This window comes from Nocardioides agri, assembly GCF_013778305.1.
GTDB classification, from domain to species: Bacteria; Actinomycetota; Actinomycetes; order Propionibacteriales; family Nocardioidaceae; genus Nocardioides; species Nocardioides agri.
In genome coordinates this window covers 70,778-93,356 of record NZ_JACEIC010000004.1, presented here as the reverse complement: position 1 = coordinate 93,356, position 22,579 = coordinate 70,778, and the positions used below count along the sequence as shown (strand labels likewise).

Below are 22,579 nucleotides of genomic sequence, written 5' to 3'. Positions count from 1 at the left end.
CCAGATCGGCAAGTGTTTCGTCGTCTGCTGGGATGGGGCGGTGACCGTGGTCGACGAGCTGCTCGCCGAGTGGGAGCTGGTGCCGGACGGCGAGCCGACGTCCGTGGTGCCGGTGCGCACGCCGGGAGGACAGCCGGCCGTGCTCAAGATCGGGGCCGCCGAGCACGAGCACCTCGCGCTCCAGCACTGGCACGGCCAGGGTGCGGTCCGGCTGCTGCGGGCCGACCCGCACCGGTCCGCCGTCCTCCTCGAGCGCGTGCACCCCGAGGGCCTGGTTGACCACTGGGACGTCGAGGCCTGCGAGATCGTCGGCGACCTCTACGGCCGTCTGCACGTCACCGCGCCGCCCCAGCTGCCGCGGCTGTCCGACGAGGTGGTGCGCCGGACCGGGCGCCTCGCGGGGGCGCCGCTCCCGCGGCGGCTGGTGGAGCAGGCGGTCGCGCTCGGGCGCGCCTTCGCCACCGACGACGGGACCGACGGGCGGCTCCTGCACACCGACCTGCACTACGGGCACGTGCTCCCCGGCGACCGGCAGCCGTGGCTCGCGATCGCGCCCGAACCGCTCAGCGGCGACCCGCACTTCGAGGTCGCGCCGCTGCTGTGGCACCGCTGGGACGAGCTCGCCGGAGACGTGCGCCGTGGCGTGCGGGCCCGCTTCCACGCGGTGATCGACGCCGCTGGCCTGGACGAGGACCGGGCGCGGGACTGGGTGGTGCTGCGGTGCGTCGTCCGCGCCGCGCAGGAGCCCGGCTGGGTGACCCGGTGCATCGCGATCGCGAAGTCGGTGCAGGAATGACCGACGCCATGGCGTCCGTGCGCTCGGTCAACGTCGGAACGCCCCGCGAGGTGTCCTGGACGCGGAGCCGGCGGACCGCGATCCACAAGACCCCGGTGACGGGTCCGGTCGCCGTGCGCACGCTCGGGCTCGACGGCGACCAGGTCTCCAACCGCACGCACCACGGAGGGGTGGACAAGGCGGTCTACGCCTTCGCCCGGGAGGATCTGGACCGGTGGGGCGAGGAGCTCGGCCGGGAGCTGCCCGACGGGTTCTTCGGCGAGAACCTGACCACGGCCGGCATCGACGTCAACGAGGCGGTGCTCGGTGAGCGCTGGCGGATCGGGACGGCTGAGCTCGAGGTGGCGGGCTTCCGGACGCCCTGCCGGGTCTTCAGCTCGTGGCTGCGGATCTCGGGTCTCGACAACCGGTCGTGGTCGCGGCGGTTCGTCGCCGCCGGACGTCCGGGGCCGTACCTGCGGGTGGTGGCGGAGGGCGAGGTCTCGGCCGGTGACAGGCTCACCGTCGTACACCGGCCGGCCGGCGGAGTGACGGTGAGCGCCGCCTTCCGGGCGCGCATGGTGACGAATTCCACCCTTGCTACCCGTGAGTTGGGTGAGTGATCTAGGTTACTTCGCAACCTCGTCCGTCTCGGCGCCCAGCAGGAGTGACATTGACCGCCCAGGCCAGCCCCCCGAACGTCGACGCGAGCTTCGTCGACCGACTGTCCCAGAACTGCGCGGTGCAGTTCCTCGACCGCGTCGCTGCCTCGGCGGACAAGGAGGCGTTCCGCTACCCGCGTGGTGAGACCTGGGAGTCGATGACCTGGCGCCAGACCGGCGAGCAGGTCCAGCGGCTCGCGGCCGGCCTGCTCTCGCTCGGCCTGCAGTCCGAGCAGCGCGTGGGCATCGCGTCGGGCACCCGCTACGAGTGGATCCTCGCCGACCTGGCGATCATGTGCGCCGCCGGGGCGACGACGACGGTCTACCCGACGACGAACGCCGAGGACACGACGTACATCCTCGCCGACGCCGAGTGCCGCGTGGTGTTCGCCGAGGACGACGAGCAGGTCGCGAAGCTGACCGCCAACAAGGCCGAGCTGCCGCACCTCGCCAAGGTCGTCACGTTCGACGGCACGGCCGACGGCGACTGGATCATCGGTCTCGACGACCTCGCGAAGCTGGGTGACGCCTACCTGGCCGAGCATCCGGGCGTGATCGAGGAGACCGCGAAGTCGATCGCCCCGGACCAGCTCGCGACGCTGATCTACACCTCCGGCACGACCGGACGCCCCAAGGGCGTCCGGCTGCTGCACCGGGCGTGGGTCTACGAGGGCACCGCGATCCAGGTGCAGGACATCCTCCACGAGGACGACCTGCAGTTCCTGTGGCTGCCGATGGCGCACTCGTTCGGCAAGGTGCTGCTCTCCGCTCAGCTCGCGTGCGGGTTCGCGACCGCGGTCGACGGCCGGGTCGAGAGGATCGTCGACAACTGCGCGATCGTGAAGCCGACGTTCATGGGCGCCGCCCCGCGCATCTTCGAGAAGGCGCACGCCCGGATCATCACCATGCAGGCCGCGGAGGGCGGTCTGAAGGAGAAGATCTTCCTCAAGGCGTTCGAGGTCGGCGTCAAGGTCGACCGCCTCAAGCGCGAGGGCAAGAGCGTGCCGCTGCTGCTGGCGCTGCAGAAGGACGTCTTCGACAAGCTGGTCTTCAGCAAGGTCCGCGAGCGCTTCGGCGGCCGGGTGCGCTTCTTCATCTCCGGCTCGGCGGCGCTCAACGCCGACATCGCCGAGTGGTTCCACGCCGCGGGCATCCTCATCCTCGAGGGCTACGGGATGACCGAGAACGCCGCGGGCGCGACGGTCAACCACCCGAGCAAGTACAAGATCGGCACCGTCGGCCCCGCGCTGCCCGGCAGCGAGGTCAGGATCGGCGACAACGACGAGGTCCTGCTACGCGGCCCGCACATCATGGCCGGCTACCACAACCTGCCGGAGGAGACCGCCAGCACCCTCACCGAGGACGGCTGGCTGCACACCGGTGACAAGGGCAGCCTCGACGCCGACGGCTACCTGACGATCACCGGGCGGATCAAGGACCTCTTCAAGACCTCCGGTGGCAAGTACGTCGCGCCGCCGGCGATCGAGTCGAAGTTCAAGGCGATCTGCCCCTACGCGAGCCAGTTCCTGGTGTTCGGCAACGAGCGCAACTTCGTCTCCGCCCTGATCACGCTCGACCCCGACGCGATGGCGGGCTGGGCCGAGGAGAACGGCATGGCCGGCGAGTCCTACACCGAGATCGTGCGGTCCGACGCGGTGCAGTCGATGGTCGGTGGGTACGTCGAGCAGCTCAACGAGAAGCTCAACCGGTGGGAGACCATCAAGAAGTGGAAGGTCCTCGACCACGACCTCACCATCGAGTCCGGTGAGCTCACCCCGTCGATGAAGGTCAAGCGCAACGTCGTCGAGGAGAACAACAAGACGCTGATCGACTCGTTCTACTCCTGACCGACGCCGAGTCGGCGCATCTTGCCCACTGTCCGGGCAAGACGCGCCGACTCGCGCTTCGCAGCCGGGCAAGACGCGCCGAGTCGGCGTGGGGGCGGTGTTGACCCGATCGAACACATGTTCGATCATGGAGTGTGACCACCGCCCTCGACACCACGCTCGACGTCGTCGCCGACCTGCGCACCCGGATGGCGCGCCTGGAGGCCGGCACGACGGCGCCGCCGCTGGAGACCCACCCGGCGCTCGCCGGGCTGGTGCAGCTGCGGGCGGGGGCGGCCTACTCCGTCGACAGCGCGACGCTCGCGCTGGCGCTGCTGGCCGGCCCGTCGCGGGCCGGCGGTTGGTGCGGCGTCGTGGGCGTCCCCGACTTCGGGGCGGAGGCCGCGGTCGCGCTGGGGGTCGATCTGGAGCGCACGGTGCTGGTGCCCGACGCGGGGGACCAGTGGCTGGAGGTCACCGCCGCCCTGGTGGACGTCGCCACCGTGGTCGTGGTCAAGCCGCCCGGCCGGGTCGTCCCGTCGGCGGCGGAGAAGCTCGCCGCCCGGCTCCGCAAGCGGGGCGCCGCCCTCGTCGCCTGGGGTGACTGGCCCCGCTGCGAGGTCCGGCTGACCACCCGCGAGCCGGCCTGGTCCGGGCTCGGCGGCGGCCACGGGCACCTGCGCGCCCGCCGCCTCGTGGTCGAGGCGCAGCGCGGCACGGCGCCGCCCCGCCGCGGCGCGCTGTGGTTCCCGGCCGAGGACCAGTCCTACCGACCCGTCGAGCCGGCACCCTCCGTCCCCCTCGCCGAGGGGGTGGCGTGACCCGCGTGATGGCGCTGTGGTGCCCCGACTGGCCGGTGGTCGCCGCGCTGGCCGACGAGGGGCAGCCCACCCACCTGCCCGCGGCGGTCCTCCACGCCAACATCGTGCAGGCGACCAACGCGGCGGCCCGCACGCACGGCGTACGCCGGGGGATGCGGCGGCGCGATGCGCAGTCCCGCTGCCCCGAGCTGCGGGTGCACCCCGCCAACCCCGACCGGGACGCGCGGTGCTTCGAGCCGGTGCTCGCCGCGGTCGAGGAGCAGCACCCCGGGGTGGCGCCGATGCGACCGGGGCTGGCCGCGCTGCGCGCTCCTCGCCGGCTGCGCGGTGGCGAGCCGGCGGCAGCCGCGCTGCTCGCCGAGCGGCTGGTGGGGCTCGGGGTCTGGGACAGCCGGGTCGGGGTGGCCGACGAGCTCTTCACCGCCGAGCAGGCCGCCCGCCGCGCGGCGCCCCAGGACTGCCACGTCATCGCGCCGGGGGAGTCGGTGCCGTTCCTGCGTGGGCTGCCGGTCGAGGCCATCGACGACGGTGTCGAGGGCAGAGAGGCGGTCAGCCTGCTGCGGCGGCTGGGCCTGCGCACCCTCGGCGAGCTGGCCGACCTGCCCGCGACCGCGGTGCGCGACCGGTTCGGCGGTCCGGCCAGCACGGTCGCCTGGGTGCACCGGGTCGTCGGCGGCGCCGGCGCCGTGCCCCTCGCCACCCGCACGCCGCCGCCCGAGCTTGCCTGCCACGTCGACTTCGAGCCGCCGCTCGACAGCGCCGAGACGATCGCGTTCAGCGTCCGGCAGACCGCCGACCGGGTGGTCGCCGGACTGGCCGCCCAGCAGCTGGTCTGCACCGAGGTGCGGATCGAGGCCTACGTCGAAGGGGCGGACGACCCGCCCTCGGTGCGCGAGTGGCTGCACCCGCGCTGGTTCACGGCGGTCGACCTCGTCGACCGGCTGCACTGGCAGCTGCAGGGCGGGTTCCGCGCCGGCGACGTGCGGGCGCCGGTCAACCGGGTGGCGTTCACGCCGATGACCGTGGTGCCCGACGCGGTGCACGCCGACGCGCTCTGGGGCGGCACCGACGAGCGCGTGCAGCGCGGCATCGCTCGCGTGCAGGGCATGCTCGGCCACGAGGCGGTCGTGCAGCCGGTGCTCCAGGGCGGCCGGTCGCCGGCCCAGCGGCAGGCGTTCGTGCCGTGGGGTGAGCGGCCGACCGGGCTGCGGCCCGCGAGCCACCCGTGGCCGGGCGCGATCCCGCCTCCTGCTCCCGCCCGGGTGCTGGCGACGCCGTGGCCGGCCGAGGTGGTCACCGACGGCGGCCGGCCGGTCGCGGTCGACGACCGCGGCGCCGTGCTCGGCGAGCCGAGCCGGTTCCGGCCCGACCCCACCGGCGGCTGGCACCCGGTCGCCGCGTGGGCCGGGCCGTGGCCGGTCGAGGAGCTGTGGTGGGACGCCACCCCGCGGCGGGTCGCGCGCTTCCAGGTGATCGGCGTCGACGGCCGGGCGTGGCTGATGACGTGGGACACCGGCGTCTGGTGGACCGAGGCTGCCTATGACTAGGGGTGCCGCCTGATGGGCTGGAGCAACCCGAACATCTCCTGGGGCGAGCTGGAGAAGCGGCTCTCCGGCCGGACCAACACGCCCCAGGACCCCGAGGCGCCGATCTCGCAGCGCAAGCGCAAGCGCCAGGTGGTCGACGTCGAGCGACCGGCCGGCCCGGTCACGCCGTACGCCGAGCTGCACTGCCACTCCAACTTCAGCTTCCTCGACGGCGCGAGCGGACCCGACCACCTGGTGCTGGAGGCGCTCCGGCTCGGCCTGCACGCGCTGGCGATCACCGACCACGACGGCTTCTACGGCGCGCCGCTCTTCGCCGAGACCGCGCAGCTCCACGGTGGGCTGCAGACGATCTACGGTGCCGAGCTCTCCCTCGGGCTGACCCGGCCGCAGAACGGCGAGCCCGACCCCGAGGGCAGCCACCTGCTGGTGCTCGCGCGTGGGGTCGAGGGCTACCACCGGCTGGCCGGCGCGATCACCGACGCCCAGCTGCGGGGCGACGAGAAGGGCCGGCCTCTCTACGTCGAGCGCGAGCTCGCGGAGCGCGCCGACGGTCCACGAGGCGGCCACTGGCTGGTGCTCACCGGCTGCCGCAAGGGCGCCGTGCGCCAGGGGCTGGCGCGCGGACCGTCGTACGCCGCGGCGGAGCTCGACCGGCTGGTCGGCCTCTTCGGCCGCGAGCACGTCGTCGTCGAGCTGACCGACCACGGCCACCCGACCGACAGCCGCGACAACGACCTGCTCGCCGCGATCGCCGCCGAGCGCGGGCTGCGGGTGGTGGCCACCAACAACGTCCACCACGCGACCCCCGAACGGCACCGGCTCGCGGGCGCGATGGCGGCCGTGCGCGCCCGGCGCAGCCTCGCCGAGATGGACGGCTGGCTGCCGGTGTCGGGGGCCGCCTGCCTGCGGTCGGGGGAGGAGATGGCACGACGGTTCGCGCGGCACCCCGGCGTGGTCGCGCGCACCGTGGAGATCGCCGACGAGGTCTCCTTCGACCTCCAGAAGGCCACCCCGCGGCTGCCGAAGTCGGTGCCGCCCGGCCACACCCAGATCAGCTGGCTGCGCGAGCTGACCGAGCGCGGCTTCGCGCAGCGCTACGCCGGCACCTCGCTGGAGGCCGAGGCACGGGCCAAGGTCGACCACGAGCTGAAGGTGATCGAGGAGAAGGACTTCGCCGGCTACTTCGTGATCGTCCACGACATCGTCGAGTTCGCGCGCAGCAAGCGGATCCTCTGCCAGGGCAGGGGATCGGCCGCCAGCTCGGCGGTCTGCTACGCGCTCGGCATCACCGCGATCGACCCGGTCTTCTACCGCCTGCCCTTCGAGCGGTTCATCTCCGAGCACCGCGACGAGGAGCCCGACATCGACGTCGACTTCGACTCCGACCGGCGCGAGGAGGTGATCCAGTGGGTCTACGAGCGCTACGGCCGGCACAACGCCGCCCAGGTCGCCAACGTCGTCGGCTACCGGCCCAAGATGGCGGTCCGCGACGCGGCGAAGGCGCTCGGCCACTCGCCCGGGCAGCAGGACGCCTGGTCCAAGCAGGTCACCAGCTGGACCAAGGTCGCTGCGGACGGCGAGCACGGCGTGCCCGCCCCGGTGGTCGACCTGGCCAACCAGTTCCTCGGGGCGCCGCGGCACCTGGGCATCCACTCCGGAGGGATGGTGCTGACCGAGCGGCCGATCGGCGAGGTGGTGCCGATCGAGCGGGCGCGGATGGAGAAGCGCACCGTGCTCCAGTGGGACAAGGACGCCTGCGAGTTCATGGGGCTGGTGAAGTTCGACCTGCTCGGGCTCGGCATGCTCGGCGCGCTCGACCACATGATGCGGATCGTCGAGGAGCACCTGGGGGAGCGCTGGGAGCTGGAGACGATCCCCAAGGAGGAGCCGGCGGTCTACGACATGCTCTGCCGCGCCGACTCGGTCGGCGTCTTCCAGGTGGAGAGCCGGGCCCAGATCGGCACGCTGCCGCGGCTGCAGCCGCGGGAGTTCTACGACCTCGCGATCGAGATCGCGCTGATCCGGCCCGGCCCGATCCAGGGCGGCGCGGTGCACCCCTACGTACGCCGCGCGACCGGCCGCGAGGAGGTCACCTACGCGCACCCGACGCTGGTGCCGGTGCTCGAGCGCACCCTCGGCGTCCCCCTCTTCCAGGAGCAGCTGATGGACATGGCGCGGGCGCTCGGCGACTGCACCCGCGACGAGGCCGACCTGCTGCGCCGGGCGATGGGCTCCAAGCGCGGGGTGGAGCGGATCGAGTCGATCAAGGAGAAGCTCTACTCCGGGATGGCCGCCAAGGGGCTGGTCGGCGAGGAGGCCGACGCGATCTACCTGAAGATCCTGTCGTTCGCGAACTTCGGGTTCGCCGAGAGCCACGCGCTCTCCTTCGCCAAGCTCGTCTACGCGAGCTCGTGGTGCAAGCTGCACTACCCGGCCGCGTTCCTGGCCGCGCTGCTGCGCAACCAGCCCATGGGCTTCTACTCACCGCAGTCGTTGACCCACGACGCCCGCCGGCACGGCGTCGAGGTGCTGCGGCCCGACCTGCTGCGGTCGGCGGCGCTCGCCGACCTCGAGCAGATCGGCCCGCCCGGCCCGACGGGACTGCTGGCGTGCCTCCACGACGGCACCCGCACCGAGTGGGTGCCGGGCACGCCCGACCCGACGCCCGAGCACCGCCGCGACACGGCGTACGCCGTCCGGCTGGGGCTCGACTCCGTGCGCGGCATCGGGACGACCGTGGCGGAGCGGATCGTGGCGGCGCGGGCGGAGCGGCCGTTCGCCGACCAGGCCGACCTCTCCCGTCGGGCGGAGCTGGACGCCCGGCAGCTCGAGGCGCTGGCCACGGCGGGCGTGCTCGACGATGCGTTCGGGGTGACCCGCCGGCAGGCGCTGTGGAACGCCGGCTGGACCGAGGGCGAGGAGCACCTGCCCGGGATCCGGGTGAGCGGGGACGCGCCGATGCTGCCCGACATGGACGTCGTGGAGACCACGATGGCCGACCTCTGGGCCACCGGCATCACCCCCGACGTCCACCCGGTCGCCCTGCTGCGCGAGCCGCTGCGGGCGGCAGGGATCAAGTCGGTCGAGGAGGCGTTCACCGCCGAGGCCGGTCGCCGTGTCCACGTCGCCGGGCTGGTCACCCACCGGCAGCGGCCGGGCACCGCCGGGGGAGTCACCTTCCTCAACCTCGAGGACGAGACCGGGATGCTCAACGTGATCTGCACGCAGGGGGTGTGGCGGCGCTACCGGCAGGTCGCCGCGTCGTCAGCGGGCATGGTGATCCGCGGGCTGCTGGAGCGGCAGGACGGCGTCACCAACCTGGTCGCCGACCGGCTCGCGCCACTGGAGGAGGTGCACCCCGCCGCCGGGCAGGCGCTGCGCGCTCGGCACCGGTCCCGCGACTTCCACTGAGCACCGGGTGGGAGGATGGGCGCATGCCGTCAGCACTGCCCGTGGGCGACCCGGTCCCGGAGGACGGGGCGCTGCCGGCGTCGGCGCTGGCGGGGCTGGGGACGCGGCCGTTCGGGTTCTACGTGCACGTGCCGTTCTGCACGGTCCGCTGCGGCTACTGCGACTTCAACACCTACACCGCCGAGGAGCTCGGGCCGGCCGGGAGCGCGCGGGGTGCGAGCCGGGCGACCTACGCCGAGGCCGCGATCGCGGAGGTACGCCGGGCGCGCGCGGTGCTCGGCGGCGCGGACGTCCGGGTGGACACGATCTTCGTCGGGGGCGGCACGCCGACCCTGCTGAGCCCCGGCGACCTGGGCAGCATCGTGGCGGCGATCGCGGGGGAGTTCGGGCTGGCCGACGACGTCGAGGTGACGACCGAGGCCAACCCCGACAGCGTCGCCGCCTGGGACCTCGACGAGCTGCGGGCGGCCGGGTTCAACCGGATCTCCTTCGGCATGCAGTCGGCCGTCGACCACGTGCTCGCGGTGCTCGACAGGACCCACGACCCGCTCCGCGTGCCCGCGGTGGTGGAGTGGGCGCGAGCGGCCGGGTTCGAGCAGCTCAGCCTCGACCTGATCTACGGCACGCCCGGGGAGTCGGTCGCCGACTGGGAGCTCACGGTGGAGGCCGCGCTGGCCTGTCGCCCCGACCACGTCTCGGCGTACTCCCTCATCGTCGAGGAGGGCACCGCGCTGGCTCGCCGGGTCAAGCGCGGTGAGCTGCCGATGCCCGACGACGACGACCTCGCCGACAAGTACCTCATCGCCGACGAGCGCCTCGGGCGGGCCGGCCTGGAGTGGTACGAGGTCTCCAACTGGGCCAAGGACGAGGCGAGTCGGTGCCGTCACAACCTGCACTACTGGACGGGCGGCGACTGGTGGGGCGTCGGCCCCGGCGCCCACTCCCACGTCGGCGGGGTGCGGTGGTGGAACGTCAAGCACCCCGCGGCGTACGCCGAGCGCCTCGACCGCGGGGTCACACCAGCCCACGCCCGCGAGGTGCTCGGCGACGAGGACCGCCGCGTCGAGCGGGTGCTGCTCGAGCTCCGCCTCCGCGAGGGCCTGCCGGTCGAGGTGCTCGACCGGGACGGTCGGGCCAACGTCGCCCGGCTCGTCGAGGAGGGTCTGCTGACCCGGCACGCGGAGCGGCTGGTGCCGACCCGGCAGGGCCGCCTGCTCGCCGACGCTCTGGTGCGGGACCTGCTCCCGTAGCCCGCGAACCCCTAGGCTGGCGCCATGACCGAAGGCCCGCAGGACCCCAACGCCGTCCCGCCGCCCCAGGGCGAGCCCACCCCGCCGCCGTACGGCCAGGCCCCGCCTCCGCCGCCGCCGCCGCCGAGCGGCTACCCGGCCGCACCGTACGGCGCGAGCCCCCAGGCGCCCTACGGCGTCGACCCCAAGACCGGACTGCCCTACTCCGACAAGCAGAAGCTGGTGGCCGGCCTGCTCGGGATCTTCCTCGGCGGGTTCGGCGTCGGCCGCTTCTACATCGGCGACACCAAGACCGGCGTCTGGCAGCTCGTGGTGACGATCCTGACCTGCGGCATCGGGTCGCTGTGGGGCCTCATCGACGGCATCATCATGCTGGCCACCGACAGCACCGACGCCAACGGGCTGCCGCTGCGCCCCTGACGCTCAGGCCGACGCCCCGCCCAGGCCGGCGTCCCGCGCCCGGGCCACGGCCTCGGCGCGGGTCGCGGCGGGGAGCTTGGTGAGGATCGACGAGACGACGTTGCGCACCGTCTTCTCCGAGAGGTACAGCTGCTGCGCGATCGCGCCGTTGGTGAGGCCGCGCGCCACCAGGTCGAGCACCTCGCGCTCGCGCTCGCTCAGCTGCTGGAAGGGCGCGAGCGCGTCCCCACGGGTCACGAGCCGGGAGAGCACGCCGGCGCCGACCCCGGCGCCGAGGATCACCTCGCCGTGGCCGGCGGCCTCCAGCGCGCGAGTGATCTCCTGCTTGCTCGCCCCCTTGACGAGGTAGCCGCGGGCACCGGCCCGGAGGGCGGCGGCGACGGCCTCGTCGTTCTCGACCATGGTGAGCACGACGACCGCCGTCCCGGGCAGCTGCGCCACCAGCCGGCGGGTCGCCTCCAGCCCGTTGGTGCCCGGCATCTGGAGATCCATCAGCACCACGTCCGGCCGGGTGCGCAACGCCTCGGCCACCGCCGCGTCGCCGTCGCCGGCCTCGCCGACGACCGTCGCCCAGGGCAGGCTGTCGACGACCGCGGTCAGCCCCTCGCGGAACATCGGGTGGTCGTCGACCACCAGCACCCGCAGCTCGTTCGGCTCGCTCATCGCACTCCCACCGGGATCGTCGCCGCCACTGTCGTCCCCTCCCCGGGCTCGCCGCGCACCACGCAGCTGCCGCCGAGCTCGGCCGCGCGCTGGTGCATCGAGCCGAGCCCGACGCCGAGCACCAGGTCGTCGGGCAGGCCGCGGCCGTCGTCGGCGACCTCGATCGCGATGCCGTCCGGCACGCGGGCCAGCCGCACCCGCAGGTGCCGGGCCTCGGCGTGCCGGGCCACGTTCGTCATCGCCTCCGCGGTGATCCGGTAGGCCGCGACCTCGGCCGCCGCGGGCAGCCCGACCAGGTCGCCGTCGGTGGCGACGGACACCGAGAGCCCGTGCTCGCCCAGCCGGGCGGCCTGCTCCCGCACCGCCTGCTCGAGGCCGAGGTCGTCGAGCGCCGCAGGTCGCAGGTCGTCGACGATCCGGCGTACGTCGGCGACCCCGTCGCGCAGGTAGCCGGTCGCGCGCTCGAGCACCTGCACGGCACGACCGGGGTCGTCGCCCACGAGCTCGACGGCGTTCTCGAGCTGGAGCGCGGTGGCGGCCAGCCGGGGGCCGAGGTCGTCGTGGAGGTCGTTGCGGATCCGTCGCCGCTCCTCCTCGCGGGCCACCACGACCTGCTCCCGCGAGTGCTGCACGGCGTCCTGGAGAGCGAGCGCGTGCGCGACGACGGCGGCGTGCCGGGCGACCTCGGCGAGCAGGAGCTCGCCGCGCGCTCCCAGACCCCCGGGCGGCACCCCGACCGAGAGCTCGCCCACCAGCACCTGGTGGTGGGCCAGCGGCACGGTCGCCAGCTCCCGGGCCGCCTCGCCGCGCTGGACGGTCGTCCCGTCGGCCAGGCGCACCTCGGCGTGCTCGGTGCCGAGGGTGCTCGCCACCACGTCCAGCACGTGGCGCAGCGCCTCGCGCGGCGAGGTGGCCGCGCCGACCTGCTCGCCGAGACGGTGCACCGCCTCGGTCGGCTCGGTCGCGTCGCGGTAGAGGAACCGGTTGACGACCTGCTGGACGGGGCCGTGCAGCGGCAAGGCGACCGCCACCGCGATCGCGGCCGCGAGGCCGGTCGGCGCCGGCACCGCGATCCCGACCAGGGCGCCTACGGCACCGAGCGCGGCGAGCACGAGCGTCTTGTTGACGACCAGGTCGAGGTCCCAAAGCCGGCGTCGCACCGACGACCAGGTGATCGCGAGCGGCAGCGGCAGCATCGCGACCGCGACCAGCACGTTGCTGGCGCCGGGAGCGCCGAACGCGGCGACCAGGCACAGCGCGGTCATCAGCGCGCCGGCGAGCACCCAGTAGACCTGCTCCCGCTCGTGGCCGCGGGAGGTCCGCAGCCGGAGGGCGAGGGTCACCAGCCCGGCCACCATGCCGACGAGCACCGCGGCCAGCGCGATCGGCAGCAGGATCCCGGTGCCGTCGAGGCCGACCGGGTTGGTCAGGTGGGAGAAGCGGTCGGGCAGCGCGTAGTCCTGCTGGTCGTACGGCGTGAGCGCCCAGGCCAGGGTGACCAGCGCGGTCCCGGCGCCGGCGACGGCGACCAGCGCCCGGCCGTAGCGGCCGTAGGCGCGCCCGGTCGGCAGGATGAGCAGCAGCACCGTCGGCACCAGCACGTAGCCCGGCACCCACGACCAGCTCGACAGCCAGAAGGCCCAGCCGGTCACGGCGGTGCCGCCGTCGAGCGAGCGGTCGGCGAGCACGCCCATCGCCGACGAGAAGGCGTTGCTGAAGCCGATCAGCAGCATCACCCAGCCCACGGACAGTTGCGGCCGGCGGGTGGCGAGGAAGCCGCCCAGCCCGCCGTACGCGATGCCGGCGGTCACGCCGCGCAGGAGCTGGTCGACCTCGGGGCGATGGCTGTCGTTGACGGCCAGGTCGACGGCGACGACCAGCGCGAGCGCCACGCAGAGCAGTCCGCCGGCGGCGGCGCCGATCGTGATCATCCGGGTCCTCATGGTGCGGCCCATCCTTCCAGCGGACGGGTCCCGGGGGAGCGGGTTCGATGTCCCGGACCGAGATCGGGACATCGGGCAGATGCCGGCGGGACGTGGCCGGCCGGAGAGTTCTCGCCACCAACCGATCCATTGAGGAGAACGAAGTGAACGAGATCCGCCTGGGCACCGGTGTCCTGGACCCGAAGCCCACCCCCACGGCCACGGCGGTCCGCGCCGTGCCGGTCCGCCGCCGGCTGCTCGCCGGTGCCGCGGTCGTGTCGCCGCTGGCGCTGGCCGCGCAGTACGCCCTCGACCCGACCGGCATGCTGCCGCGCGACGACGCCGACGCCCTGCTCGGCGCGATCGCCGAGAGCCCCGGCCAGTACCTCGCCTCGAGCGTCGTGTTCCTGGTCGGCATGATCACGCTGGTCGCCTGGGCGCTGACGCTGTTCGCCGCCCTGCACGAGAGAATCCCCCGGCTGGCCGCGACCGCCGCCACGATGCTGACCCTCGCGGCGATCGGCGGTGCCGGGTTCGCCGGACTCCGGCTCGCGGCCTGCTCGTTCGTCGACGACGGCGAGGTGACCACCGGCGCGGTCGAGATCTGGACGCGGCTCCAGGGGGGACCGGTCTTCGCCGTCCTCACCCCGCTGCTGGTGATGACTATCCTCGGCAGCCTGCTCGCCGGCATCGCGCTGATCCGGGTCCGGTCCGAGGTCACCGTGTGGGCCGGCCCGCTCTACCTGGCGGGATTCGTCCTCGGCTCCGGTGAGTTCCCGGTCGCGTTCAGCATCGCCGGCGGCCTCCTGCAGGCCGTGGCGGTCCTGCTGGTCGCCCGGCTCGCCGTCAGGCGCTGACGAAGTCGATCAGCTCCTCGACCCGGCCCAGCAGGGCCGGGTCGAGGTCCTGGTAGGACGAGACCTTGCTGAGGATGTGCTGCCAGGCGCGCGCCGTGTCGGCCTGGTCGCGGTGCGGCCAGCCGAGCTGCTGGCACACGCCCTTCTTCCACTCGATCGAGCGCGGCACGTCGGGCCAGCGCGCCAGCCCGAGCCGCTCGGGCTTGACCGCCGCCCAGATGTCGATGAACGGGTGGCCGACGATCAGCACGTGCTGCCCGACGGGGGACTTCGCGATGCCCTGGGCGATCCGGCTCTCCTTCGACCCCGGCACCAGGTGGTCGACGAGCACGCCGATCTTGCGCTCCGGCCCGGGCTTGAAGTCGCGCAGGTGGTCGGCGAGGTCGTCGACGCCGCCGAGGTACTCGACGACCACGCCCTCGATGCGCAGGTCGTCGCCCCAGACCTTCTCGACCAGCTCGGCGTCGTGCCGGCCCTCGACGAAGATCCGGCTCGCCCGGGCGACCCGGGCCTTCGCGTCGTGGACCGCGACCGACCCCGACGCCGTGCGGGTCGGCCTGGCGGGCGCGGCCCCACGGACGGGCGCGCTCAGGATCACCGGTCGGCCCTCGAGCAGGAAGCCGGGGCCGAGCGGGAACGTGCGGCGCTTGCCGCGGCGGTCCTCGAGCGTGAGCGTGTGCAGGTCACGGTCGACGGCGATGATCTCGCCGCACCAGTCGGTGGTGACCTCCTCGACGACGGCGCCGATCTCGGCGGGCGCCTCGACGGCGCGGCCGCGCTTGGGGGCGCGCCAGTCGGTGGCGAGGACGTCGGTGCCGTAGCGGTCGTTCGGAGTCACCCGGCCACGCTAGGTCGCGCCACCGACAGTCGCTGGGCGGACGCGCCGGTCACCCCTCGGAGTCGTCCTCGTCACTCTGCTCGGCGTCGCTCTGCTCCTCGGAGCCCTCGGGCGGCTTGCCGCCCTGCATGTCGAGCTCGTCGGCGGGCTTGGGGTCGTCCTCGTCGGTGAGGTCCTTCGCGAGCGGGTTGTCGTCGGTGGGCTGCAGGTCCTCCGGCAGGTCGTCGTCGCTGATGTCGCGCTCCGGCATGCGCTCGGGCTCGTGGTTGCTCATGGCCGAGCCGTACCCCCGTCAGACGAGCGGCAACCGCTTCTGGCTGCGTGGCAGCTGCTCGTAGCCGCGGCGTACGGCGTCGGCGAGCCCCTCGCGCGGGAAGGGCCACTCCCCGGCGGCCAGCGCCTCCGCCAGGGGGACGCCCCGGCCGGCCAGGTCGCGGATGGTCTCGGCGACGATGCCGATCGCGTTGCGCTGCTCCTCGACGAAGTCGCGGTCGACCGGCGCCCCGTGGCCCGGCACCACGACCGAGCCGCCGGTGGTGAGGCCGAGCACGATGTCGAGGCTGAGCGGCCACTCCATCGGCCACGAGTCCGCGCCGTACGCCGGCGCCGCCGACTCCTCGACCAGGTCGCCCGCGAGCAGCACGTCGGCGTCGGGCACCCGCACCACGAGGTCGCCGCTGGTGTGGCCGCGGCCGGGGTGCACGAGCTCGACGGCGCGGTCGCCGAGGTCGAGCACGATCGCGCTCGAGAAGGTGCGGTCGGGCAGCACCAGCCCGGCCGCCTCGGCGGGGGCGGCCGCGCGCCACGCGACCAGCTCCTCGACCGCCGCGTCGTGCGCGACGACCGGCACCTCGCCGTAGGCCGAGTGGAAGGTCGCGTTGCCGAGCACGTGGTCGAAGTGCGCGTGGGTGTTGACGATGCCGGTGACGCGGCCCACCCCCAGCCGCTCGACGTCGGCGACCACCTCGCCGGCCGCGGCCGCGGTGCCGTGGGTGTCGACGACGATCAGCCCGTCGGAGCCGCCCACGAGCGTGACGTTGACGTCGTAGAGCGCGTAGCGCGCGACCCAGACCCGGTCGGCGACCTCGGTGAATGCCACCGGCTCAGGGTAGCGAGTAGGCTTGGCACTCCGAGCTGTTGAGTGCCAGACCGAGACCCGCGGACAGGAGGCGGACATGCAGGAGGACCGGCGGCTGGCCGTGCTCCGCGCGATCGTCGAGGACTACGTCCACACCGAGGAGCCGGTCGGGTCCAAGGCCCTGGTCGAGCGGCACGGCCTCGGCGTCTCGTCGGCGACGGTCCGCAACGACATGGCCGCGCTCGAGGAGGAGGGCTACATCACCCAGCCGCACACGAGCGCCGGCCGGGTGCCGACCGACAAGGGCTACCGGCTGTTCGTGGACCGGCTGACCACCGTCAAGCCGATGAGCGCGGCCGAGAAGCGCGCGATCGCCACGATCCTCGACGGTGCCGTCGACCTCGACGACGTCGTCCAGCGGTCGGTCCGGCTGCTCGCCCAGCTGACCCGCCAGGTCGCGATCGTCCAGTACCCCACGCTCTCCCGCTCCACGGTGCGCCACGTCGAGCTGGTCGGCCTCGCGCCGACCCGGCTCCTGGTCGTGCTCATCCTCAGCACCGGCCGGGTCGAGCAGCGCCTGGTCGAGCTGGCGACCGAGGTCGACGAGCAGGCGCTCGCCGACCTCCGGGCGCTCGTCAACCGGACCGCGACCGGCGAGGTCATCGCCGACGCCAACGCCGGTCTCGCCGCGCTGCTCACCGCCGACGGGCCGGTCCCGCCGGCCACCCGGGCTGTCGTGGAGACGCTCATCGAGGCGATGTCCGACCACCGCTCCGACGAGCGGATCGCGGTCGGGGGCGCGGCCAACCTGGCTCGCTACGGCGACAGCTTCGACTCCGCCGTACGCCCCCTCCTCGAGGCGCTCGAGGAGCACGTCGTGCTGCTCAAGCTGATCGGCGAGGCCGCGTCGCCCGAGCCGCTCACCGTCCGCATCGGCCACGAGGGCCCCTACCAGGAGCTCGCGTCCACCAGCGTCGTCGCCGCCGGCTACGGACCCGGCGAGCTCGCGCTCGCCCGGCTCGGCATCGTCGGACCGACCCGGATGGACTATCCCGGCAGCATGGCCGCGGTCCGCGCCGTCGCCCGCTACGTCTCCCGCATCCTCGACGAGGCCTGAGCGCCTTTCTCCCGCACCAGCACGACACCGAAGGAACCCAGTTGAGCCAGGACCCGTACGAGCTTCTCGGTGTTGCCCGCGACGCCGACGCCGACGCCATCAAGAAGGCCTACCGGCGGCTCGCCCGGCAGTACCACCCGGACGTCAACCCCGACCCCGCGGCGCAGGAGCGGTTCAAGGAGATCTCGCTGGCCTACGAGGTCCTCTCCGACCCGCAGAAGCGCGCGTCGTACGACCGCGGCGGTGACCCGTTCGGGGGCGGCGGGTTCGCCGGCCAGGGAGCCGGGTTCTCGTTCACCGACATCATGGACGCCTTCTTCGGCGGCGCGGCCGGCGCCCAGGGCGGCCGCGGCCCCCGACCGCGGGAGCGGCGCGGCCAGGACGCGCTGATCCGGCTCGAGGTGGAGCTCGCCGAGGCGGCGTTCGGCGTCGCCCGCGAGCTCAAGGTCGACACGGCCGTCCGCTGCTCGACCTGCCACGGCGAGGGCGCCGCGCCGGGCACCCACCCGCAGACGTGCGAGACCTGCCACGGCGCCGGTGAGGTCGCGCAGGTGCAGCGGTCCTTCCTCGGCGAGATCCGCACGCTGCGCCCGTGCGCGGCCTGCCGTGGCTTCGGCACCGTCATCCCCGACCCGTGCCGCGAGTGCTCCGGGGACGGCCGGGTGCGCGCCCGCCGCACGCTCACCGTCAAGATCCCCGCCGGTGTCGACACCGGCACCCGGGTGCAGCTCGCCGGCGAGGGCGAGGTCGGACCCGGCGGTGGCCCCGCCGGCGACCTCTACGTCGAGATCGTGGTCGCGCAGCACGAGGTCTTCACCCGGCACGGCAACGACCTGCACTGCACGGTCACGCTGCCGATGACCGCGGCCGCGCTCGGCACGACGGTCACGCTGCCGACGCTCGAGGCCGACGTCGTCACCGACGAGTCCAGCGACGTCGAGACGAGCGTCGACCTCGACATCCGCGCGGGCACCCAGTCGGGCTCCGAGCAGGTGCTCCGCGGGCGCGGAGTGCCCGGGCTGCGCGGCGGCCGCGGCGACCTCGTCGTCACGGTGGTCGTCGAGACGCCGCGCAACCTCGACCCGCGCCAGGAGGAGCTGCTGACCGAGCTGGCCGCGATCCGTGGCGAGGAGAAGCCCTCCGGTCAGGTGCGCCCGAGCAACAAGGGCATGTTCGGCCGGCTCCGCGACGCGTTCAACCAGCACTGATGTCCCTCCCCGTCCACCTGGTGCCCACGCTCGCGGGTGTCGGCGTGGGCGACGAGGTCACGGTCGAGGGCGACGAGGCCCACCACGCGGTCGCCGTACGCCGCCTGCGGGTCGGCGAACGGGTCGTGCTGACCGACGGCGCGGGCGTCGCGGTCGAGGGGCCGGTCGCCTCGACCGGCAAGCGGGTCTTCACCCTGGCCGTCGAGACCGTGTCGGCCGCCCCACCGCCGGTGCCCGAGGTCGTGGTCGTGCAGGCGCTGCCCAAGGGTGAGCGGGGTGAGCTGGCGGTCGAGGTGCTCACCGAGATCGGCGTCGCCCGCGTGGTGCCGTGGGCGGCGTCGCGCTCCGTGGCCGTGTGGAAGGGCGAGCGGGCCGCGAAGTCGCTGGCGAAGTGGCGAGCCACCGCCCGCGAGGCGGCCAAGCAGGCCCGGCGCTCCTGGTTCCCCGAGGTCGCCGAGCTGGCGTCGACGGCCGAGGTGTCCGCGCTGGTCGCGGAGGCCGACCTGGCCGTCGTCCTGCACGAGGAGGCCACGTCGTCGCTGGCCGCGGTCGAGGTGCCGGCCGGACGCATCGTCGTGGTCGTCGGCCCGGAGGGCGGGCTGTCCGACGACGAGGTCGCGGCCTTCGCCGCCGCCGGTGCCGTCCCCGTGCGCCTGGGTCTCGAGGTGCTGCGCACCTCCACCGCGGGCGTCGCGGCCGTGGCCGCGCTCCTGGCCCGGACCGAGCGCTGGGCCTAGTGCTGGGGCCTGAGCCCTAGCCGGCCAGCAGCGCCTCGACCCGCCCGACCTCCTCGTCGAGCCCGGTCCGCTCGGCCGGCGTGAGGTCGCGGAACAGCTCCAGCACCTCGACCCGGTCGTCGACCGCGCGCCACAGGCCCTCCAGCCACCCGTCGACGAACAGCATCGACCCCACTCCGCCGTTCGCGCCCATCCAGCGGGCCCGCTTGGCGGGCTCGGTGACGCGGTCGCGGCCGGCGTGGGAGATCCACAGGTTGTCGTAGGTGCCGAGCAGCCGCACTGGTGCCGGCGTGTCCTCGTCCCCGACCACGGCGCCGGGCACGTCGAAGAGCACCTTCCCGTCCTCGTCCTCGTGCCGCACCAGGTCGTCCATGGCCTTGAGCAGGGGCGCCAGCCGGGTGACGCCGGACCAAGCGGTGACGTCCGCGGCCGTCGCGGGCCCGTAGGCGCCCAGGTAGCGGCGGACGATCGTGGGCACGTCCGGCTCGGTCTCCGGGCGGCCCACCCACCGCGACAGGTGGTCGTAGACGATCGCGCCGGGACCGCGCCAGGTGCCGCGTGGCGGCAGCTGGACGAGCGGCACCAGCCCGCGGGCGAGCACGCCGAGGTCGGGCCGCGGCACGTCCGGCAGCGCCGACGCCAGGGCGTCGGCCAGCTCGCGCTGCCCGACCGGCCCGTCGGCGAGCGCCTCGTGCACCACGGCCCGGACCACGTCCGCGTCGGCCGGCGCGTGGTTGCGCAGCACCCGGTCGAGCACCGGCTGCGTCCAGGGCCGCAGCGCCAGCGCGTCGTCGGCCGTCAGCACGTGGATGGTGCCGCGCAGGGTCAGCAGCCGCACGAGCGTGCGGTCCTCGAGCGCCCGCGTCACGTCGGCCGGGTCGAACCCGGCGATCCGCGCGTCGAGCGAGAGGTACGGCGGGAGCGGCTCCTGGCCCTGCAGCCCGACCAGGTGCCGGGCCATCTCGTAGGGCGTCGCCGAGGTGCGCTCGAGCAGGTGCTGTCGCCGCAGCAGCGTGCGGTTGAGCCGCTGCCGCGTCAGCCTCACGAGACGATGATCGTCTTGGAGTCCTCGGTGGGGCCGGCGCCCTCGCCGTCGGACGGGTCGTCGGTGCGCGCCACGAACGTGTACTCGCCCGCAGGCAGGTCGGACACGTCGACCTCGCTCGACCACGGGTAGAGCTTGTCCATCCAGCCCTCGGCGGTGGCGAAGCCCTCCTTGACGACCGTGCCGTCGGCGTCGCGGACCTCCCAGGGGGTCGTCGCCTCGAACGAGCTCGACACGCCCTCGGCGGTGAAGGTGTCGCCCACCTTCGCGCCCTCCGCGGGCGCGGTGACGTTGACCAGGGCACGGACGTCGAGCTCCGGCTCGTTGCTCAGCTCGCCCCCGAGACCGAAGAGGTCGGCGGGCTGGCCGTCGAGGGTGACCGAGATGGGCGTGCGCGCCTGGGCGATGCCCTGCAGCGTGTAGGCGAGCTGCTGGGCCGCGAGCCGCGCGTCCTCGTCGGACTGGCCCTCGACCGGCAGCGACCACGACTCGTCCGGCAGGGCGACGGTGATCGCGGAGTCCGTGATCTCGACGTCGGCGAACTGCCCCTCGGGGTAGAGCGAGCGGTAGTCGGGGTCGAGCGCGTCGCCCGCGGTCATCAGCGCGAGCGCCTCGGCGGCGGGGTTGTCGGACCCGACCTGCCGGAACTCGCGGTAGAGCCGCGGCCCCTGCGGGGTGTCGCCGACGAAGTAGACCGGCACCGTCGTGGTCGCCGGCGCGTCGGGGGACGGCTCGTCGGTCGCGTCGGCGGCCGCCGGGTCGGACGCCTCCGTCGTGTCGGCGCTGCTCGGTCGCGTCGGCTCCTCCTCGCCGCACCCGGCCAGCCCCACGAGGGCGAGCGCGGAGACGGACACAGCGGCGGCGAGACTGGTGCGCGTGGACATGATCTCCATCTTCCCGGTCCCGGCCGACTATCGGACGATGATCGTGCGCGTGTCGGTGAACAGCAGGCTCTGCTCGGCACCGCCCGACGGGTCCGCGGTCTCGACCACGAACGTGTAGAACCCGGCGGGCAGGTCCGAGACGTCGACCCGGGTCTGCCAGGGGTAGAGATGGTCCTGCCAGCCCTCGGCGGTCGCGAAGCCCTCGCGCACGACCTCCCCGCGGTCGTCCCGGATCTCCCACGGGACCGTCGCCTCGAAGGAGCTCGCCCGGCCCCGCGCCAGGATCGACGCGCGCGGTCCCTCGTACGCCGTCCCCTCGCCGGGGTCGCTGATGCTGACGAGGTTGAGGACGTCGAGCTCCGGCGCGGCGTCGACCGGCCCGAGCACGGGCTCGCCGTCCTGCAGGAACCTCACCGGCAGCCGCTCACCGGCGACCGCCTGGAGCGTGTAGACGACCTCCTGGACCTCCAGGTCCTCGGCCCGGAACCCCGTGCGCACGTCCCCGAGCTCCACGTCGATGGTGCCGTCGCCGAGCCGGGCGGACTCGAGCGTCCCCTGCGGCCAGACGACCTGGTAGTCGGGATCGGTCGACGGCCGCTGCATCCGCGCCAGCGCAGCCTCGAGGGGGTCGCCCGCGGGCACCTCGTCGAACTCGCGGTAGAGACGCGACCCGTCCGCCGCGTCGCCGACGAAGTAGATCGGCAGCAGCTGGGTGCCCACCGCCGGGTCGTCGGCGGTCATGTCGTGCTCGCCGTGGTGGTGCCCGGGGTCGGGGGTGTCGTCGCTGACGACCGCCACCACGGTGACGGCGGCGGCGGTCGCGAGCGCGACCCCGCCGGCGGCGTACCACCACCGCCGGGCCGCGCCGGCGGGCGTCGCGGCGCGTGCCTGGATCGCCGCCAGCCGGTCGGTGGGCTCGACTCCCGCCACGGCGTCGTGGATCAGCTCCTGCAGGTCCATCACAGCTCCTTCTCGAGCAGGGGCCGCAGGGCGGCGGCGCCCCGGGACGCATGGCTCTTCACGGCACCCCGGCTGATGCCCAACGTCTCGGCGATCTCGGACTCGGAGAGATCCAGGTAGTAGCGCAGCGCGAGCACCTCGCGCTGGCGGTCCGGCAGCGCGCGGAGCGCGTCGAGCACGGCCGCGCGGCGCCCGGTGGCCAGGGCGGCCTGGTCGGCTCCGGGCTCGTCGGCCGACGGCGTACGACGTGCGGCGTGCCGGTCCACGACGGCCTGGTGCCGCAGCGCGGAGCGGGAGCGGTTGACGACGGTCTGGCGCAGGTAGGCCAACGCTCGGTCCGGGTCGCGCAGCCGGTCCCAGCGGCCGTGGACCGCGACGAACGCGTCCTGCACGACCTCCTCCGCCGTGCCCTGGTCGCGCACGAGCAGCACCGAGAGGCGGACGAGCTGTCGCCAGTGGGCGGCGTACAGCTGCACCAGCGCCTCGTCCGCCGTCCACACGGGTCGGTCTGCCACGGTCGTCACGCTAATGGGACGCTTCGGGCTGCCGATCGGTTTA

The 22,579-nt window shown here is 74.1% G+C and carries 21 protein-coding genes; 12 read left to right on the top strand and 9 right to left on the bottom strand.

The genetic code is table 11. The annotated features are described in order from the left end of the window. The first annotated feature begins 40 nt into the window (after positions 1 to 40). The 8 genes from HZF07_RS22530 (at position 41) to HZF07_RS22495 (ending at position 10,712) form a co-directional block, all read left to right on the top strand. A complete protein-coding gene (locus HZF07_RS22530) occupies positions 41 to 796 on the top strand; it encodes an aminoglycoside phosphotransferase family protein (RefSeq protein WP_309504936.1) in 756 nt (251 codons plus the stop codon). Further along, positions 793 to 1,398 (top strand): MOSC domain-containing protein, encoded by a 606-nt coding sequence (locus tag HZF07_RS22525; protein WP_232522978.1) that lies wholly within the window; start codon positions 793 to 795, stop codon positions 1,396 to 1,398. The genes HZF07_RS22530 and HZF07_RS22525 overlap by 4 nt, the downstream gene beginning before the upstream one ends. A gap of 50 nt (positions 1,399 to 1,448) precedes the next feature. Then, positions 1,449 to 3,284 carry an AMP-dependent synthetase/ligase gene (locus HZF07_RS22520; protein ID WP_157339801.1) on the top strand — a complete coding sequence of 612 codons (1,836 nt, stop codon included), beginning with the start codon at positions 1,449 to 1,451 and terminating at the stop codon, positions 3,282 to 3,284. A 134-nt stretch (positions 3,285 to 3,418) separates the two neighbouring features. Beyond that, positions 3,419 to 4,084 carry a hypothetical protein gene (locus HZF07_RS22515; protein WP_309504935.1) on the top strand — a complete coding sequence of 222 codons (666 nt, stop codon included), beginning with the start codon at positions 3,419 to 3,421 and terminating at the stop codon, positions 4,082 to 4,084. Beyond that, on the top strand, positions 4,081 to 5,631 hold the full coding sequence (locus HZF07_RS22510; RefSeq protein WP_309504934.1) for a DNA polymerase Y family protein: 1,551 nt from the start codon (positions 4,081 to 4,083) through the stop codon (positions 5,629 to 5,631). Before HZF07_RS22515 ends, HZF07_RS22510 begins: the two co-directional genes overlap by 4 nt. 12 nt (positions 5,632 to 5,643) lie before the next feature. Beyond that, positions 5,644 to 9,042: an error-prone DNA polymerase gene (locus tag HZF07_RS22505; RefSeq protein ID WP_157339800.1), complete on the top strand. Its 3,399-nt coding sequence runs from the start codon at positions 5,644 to 5,646 to the stop codon at positions 9,040 to 9,042. A 23-nt stretch (positions 9,043 to 9,065) separates the two neighbouring features. Next, positions 9,066 to 10,292 carry a radical SAM family heme chaperone HemW gene (hemW, locus tag HZF07_RS22500; protein WP_157339799.1) on the top strand — a complete coding sequence of 409 codons (1,227 nt, stop codon included), beginning with the start codon at positions 9,066 to 9,068 and terminating at the stop codon, positions 10,290 to 10,292. Positions 10,293 to 10,316: 24 nt separating this feature from the next. Beyond that, positions 10,317 to 10,712, top strand: a complete 396-nt coding sequence (locus HZF07_RS22495; protein WP_157339798.1) for a TM2 domain-containing protein — start codon at positions 10,317 to 10,319, stop codon at positions 10,710 to 10,712. A gap of 3 nt (positions 10,713 to 10,715) precedes the next feature. Here the strand turns inward: HZF07_RS22495 and HZF07_RS22490 are convergent, their stop codons facing one another. Together HZF07_RS22490 and HZF07_RS22485 are read right to left on the bottom strand one after the other, a co-directional pair. Next, positions 10,716 to 11,375, bottom strand: a complete 660-nt coding sequence (locus tag HZF07_RS22490) for a response regulator transcription factor (protein WP_181645612.1) — start codon at positions 11,373 to 11,375, stop codon at positions 10,716 to 10,718. Continuing rightward, complete coding sequence (locus HZF07_RS22485; RefSeq protein ID WP_157339797.1) at positions 11,372 to 13,318, bottom strand: sensor histidine kinase; 1,947 nt, start codon at positions 13,316 to 13,318, stop codon at positions 11,372 to 11,374. The genes HZF07_RS22490 and HZF07_RS22485 overlap by 4 nt, the downstream gene beginning before the upstream one ends. Positions 13,319 to 13,461: 143 nt before the next feature. Here HZF07_RS22485 and HZF07_RS22480 point away from each other — a divergent pair, with 143 nt between their 5' ends. Then, positions 13,462 to 14,154 (top strand): hypothetical protein, encoded by a 693-nt coding sequence (locus HZF07_RS22480; protein WP_157339796.1) that lies wholly within the window; start codon positions 13,462 to 13,464, stop codon positions 14,152 to 14,154. On the opposite strand, the gene HZF07_RS22475 is transcribed toward HZF07_RS22480, so the two are convergent. Genes HZF07_RS22475 through HZF07_RS22465 form a run of 3 tightly spaced genes read right to left on the bottom strand, consistent with a single transcriptional unit; the run spans position 14,144 to position 16,091 of the window. Then, on the bottom strand, positions 14,144 to 14,992 hold the full coding sequence (locus HZF07_RS22475; RefSeq protein WP_181645611.1) for a DUF3097 domain-containing protein: 849 nt from the start codon (positions 14,990 to 14,992) through the stop codon (positions 14,144 to 14,146). The genes HZF07_RS22480 and HZF07_RS22475 overlap by 11 nt on opposite strands. 49 nt (positions 14,993 to 15,041) lie before the next feature. Then, complete coding sequence (locus HZF07_RS22470; RefSeq protein ID WP_157339795.1) at positions 15,042 to 15,266, bottom strand: hypothetical protein; 225 nt, start codon at positions 15,264 to 15,266, stop codon at positions 15,042 to 15,044. Between the two features lie 18 nt (positions 15,267 to 15,284). Then, the gene (locus HZF07_RS22465) at positions 15,285 to 16,091 is read right to left on the bottom strand and encodes an MBL fold metallo-hydrolase (RefSeq protein ID WP_309504933.1); all 807 of its coding nucleotides are present in this window, start codon (positions 16,089 to 16,091) and stop codon (positions 15,285 to 15,287) included. A gap of 76 nt (positions 16,092 to 16,167) precedes the next feature. Here HZF07_RS22465 and hrcA point away from each other — a divergent pair, with 76 nt between their 5' ends. From hrcA to HZF07_RS22450, 3 genes are read left to right on the top strand one after another with little or no spacing between them, the layout of a single operon-like run. Beyond that, positions 16,168 to 17,187: a heat-inducible transcriptional repressor HrcA gene (gene hrcA, locus HZF07_RS22460; RefSeq protein ID WP_157339793.1), complete on the top strand. Its 1,020-nt coding sequence runs from the start codon at positions 16,168 to 16,170 to the stop codon at positions 17,185 to 17,187. 41 nt (positions 17,188 to 17,228) lie between these two features. Beyond that, positions 17,229 to 18,395, top strand: coding sequence for a molecular chaperone DnaJ (gene dnaJ / locus HZF07_RS22455; protein WP_157339792.1), 1,167 nt, complete (start codon positions 17,229 to 17,231; stop codon positions 18,393 to 18,395). After that, positions 18,395 to 19,132: a 16S rRNA (uracil(1498)-N(3))-methyltransferase gene (locus tag HZF07_RS22450; protein ID WP_157339791.1), complete on the top strand. Its 738-nt coding sequence runs from the start codon at positions 18,395 to 18,397 to the stop codon at positions 19,130 to 19,132. Before dnaJ ends, HZF07_RS22450 begins: the two co-directional genes overlap by 1 nt. Positions 19,133 to 19,148: 16 nt before the next feature. Here the strand turns inward: HZF07_RS22450 and HZF07_RS22445 are convergent, their stop codons facing one another. From HZF07_RS22445 to HZF07_RS22430, 4 genes are read right to left on the bottom strand one after another with little or no spacing between them, the layout of a single operon-like run. After that, complete coding sequence (locus HZF07_RS22445) at positions 19,149 to 20,177, bottom strand: winged helix DNA-binding domain-containing protein (RefSeq protein WP_157339790.1); 1,029 nt, start codon at positions 20,175 to 20,177, stop codon at positions 19,149 to 19,151. Further along, entirely contained in the window at positions 20,174 to 21,061 is an 888-nt protein-coding gene (locus HZF07_RS22440; RefSeq protein ID WP_181645610.1) for a Gmad2 immunoglobulin-like domain-containing protein, read from the bottom strand. The genes HZF07_RS22445 and HZF07_RS22440 overlap by 4 nt, the downstream gene beginning before the upstream one ends. A gap of 27 nt (positions 21,062 to 21,088) precedes the next feature. Further along, the gene (locus HZF07_RS22435; protein ID WP_157339788.1) at positions 21,089 to 22,021 is read right to left on the bottom strand and encodes a Gmad2 immunoglobulin-like domain-containing protein; all 933 of its coding nucleotides are present in this window, start codon (positions 22,019 to 22,021) and stop codon (positions 21,089 to 21,091) included. Next, positions 22,021 to 22,536 (bottom strand): SigE family RNA polymerase sigma factor, encoded by a 516-nt coding sequence (locus tag HZF07_RS22430; RefSeq protein ID WP_309504932.1) that lies wholly within the window; start codon positions 22,534 to 22,536, stop codon positions 22,021 to 22,023. Before HZF07_RS22430 ends, HZF07_RS22435 begins: the two co-directional genes overlap by 1 nt. Positions 22,537 to 22,579: the final 43 nt, after the last annotated feature.

What these genes read in the sequence shown, in the direction of transcription:
- HZF07_RS22525 (WP_232522978.1), top strand. Translation starts at nt 793, where the DNA reads ATGACCGACGCCATGGCGTCCGTGCGCTCGGTCAACGTCGGAACGCCC.
- HZF07_RS22505 (WP_157339800.1), top strand. Translation starts at nt 5,644, where the DNA reads ATGGGCTGGAGCAACCCGAACATCTCCTGGGGCGAGCTGGAGAAGCGG.
- hemW (WP_157339799.1), top strand. Translation starts at nt 9,066, where the DNA reads ATGCCGTCAGCACTGCCCGTGGGCGACCCGGTCCCGGAGGACGGGGCG.
- HZF07_RS22495 (WP_157339798.1), top strand. Translation starts at nt 10,317, where the DNA reads ATGACCGAAGGCCCGCAGGACCCCAACGCCGTCCCGCCGCCCCAGGGC.
- HZF07_RS22490 (WP_181645612.1), bottom strand. Translation starts at nt 11,375, where the DNA reads ATGAGCGAGCCGAACGAGCTGCGGGTGCTGGTGGTCGACGACCACCCG.
- HZF07_RS22485 (WP_157339797.1), bottom strand. Translation starts at nt 13,318, where the DNA reads ATGAGGACCCGGATGATCACGATCGGCGCCGCCGCCGGCGGACTGCTC.
- HZF07_RS22470 (WP_157339795.1), bottom strand. Translation starts at nt 15,266, where the DNA reads ATGAGCAACCACGAGCCCGAGCGCATGCCGGAGCGCGACATCAGCGAC.
- hrcA (WP_157339793.1), top strand. Translation starts at nt 16,168, where the DNA reads ATGCAGGAGGACCGGCGGCTGGCCGTGCTCCGCGCGATCGTCGAGGAC.
- HZF07_RS22450 (WP_157339791.1), top strand. Translation starts at nt 18,395, where the DNA reads ATGTCCCTCCCCGTCCACCTGGTGCCCACGCTCGCGGGTGTCGGCGTG.
- HZF07_RS22440 (WP_181645610.1), bottom strand. Translation starts at nt 21,061, where the DNA reads ATGTCCACGCGCACCAGTCTCGCCGCCGCTGTGTCCGTCTCCGCGCTC.
- HZF07_RS22435 (WP_157339788.1), bottom strand. Translation starts at nt 22,021, where the DNA reads ATGGACCTGCAGGAGCTGATCCACGACGCCGTGGCGGGAGTCGAGCCC.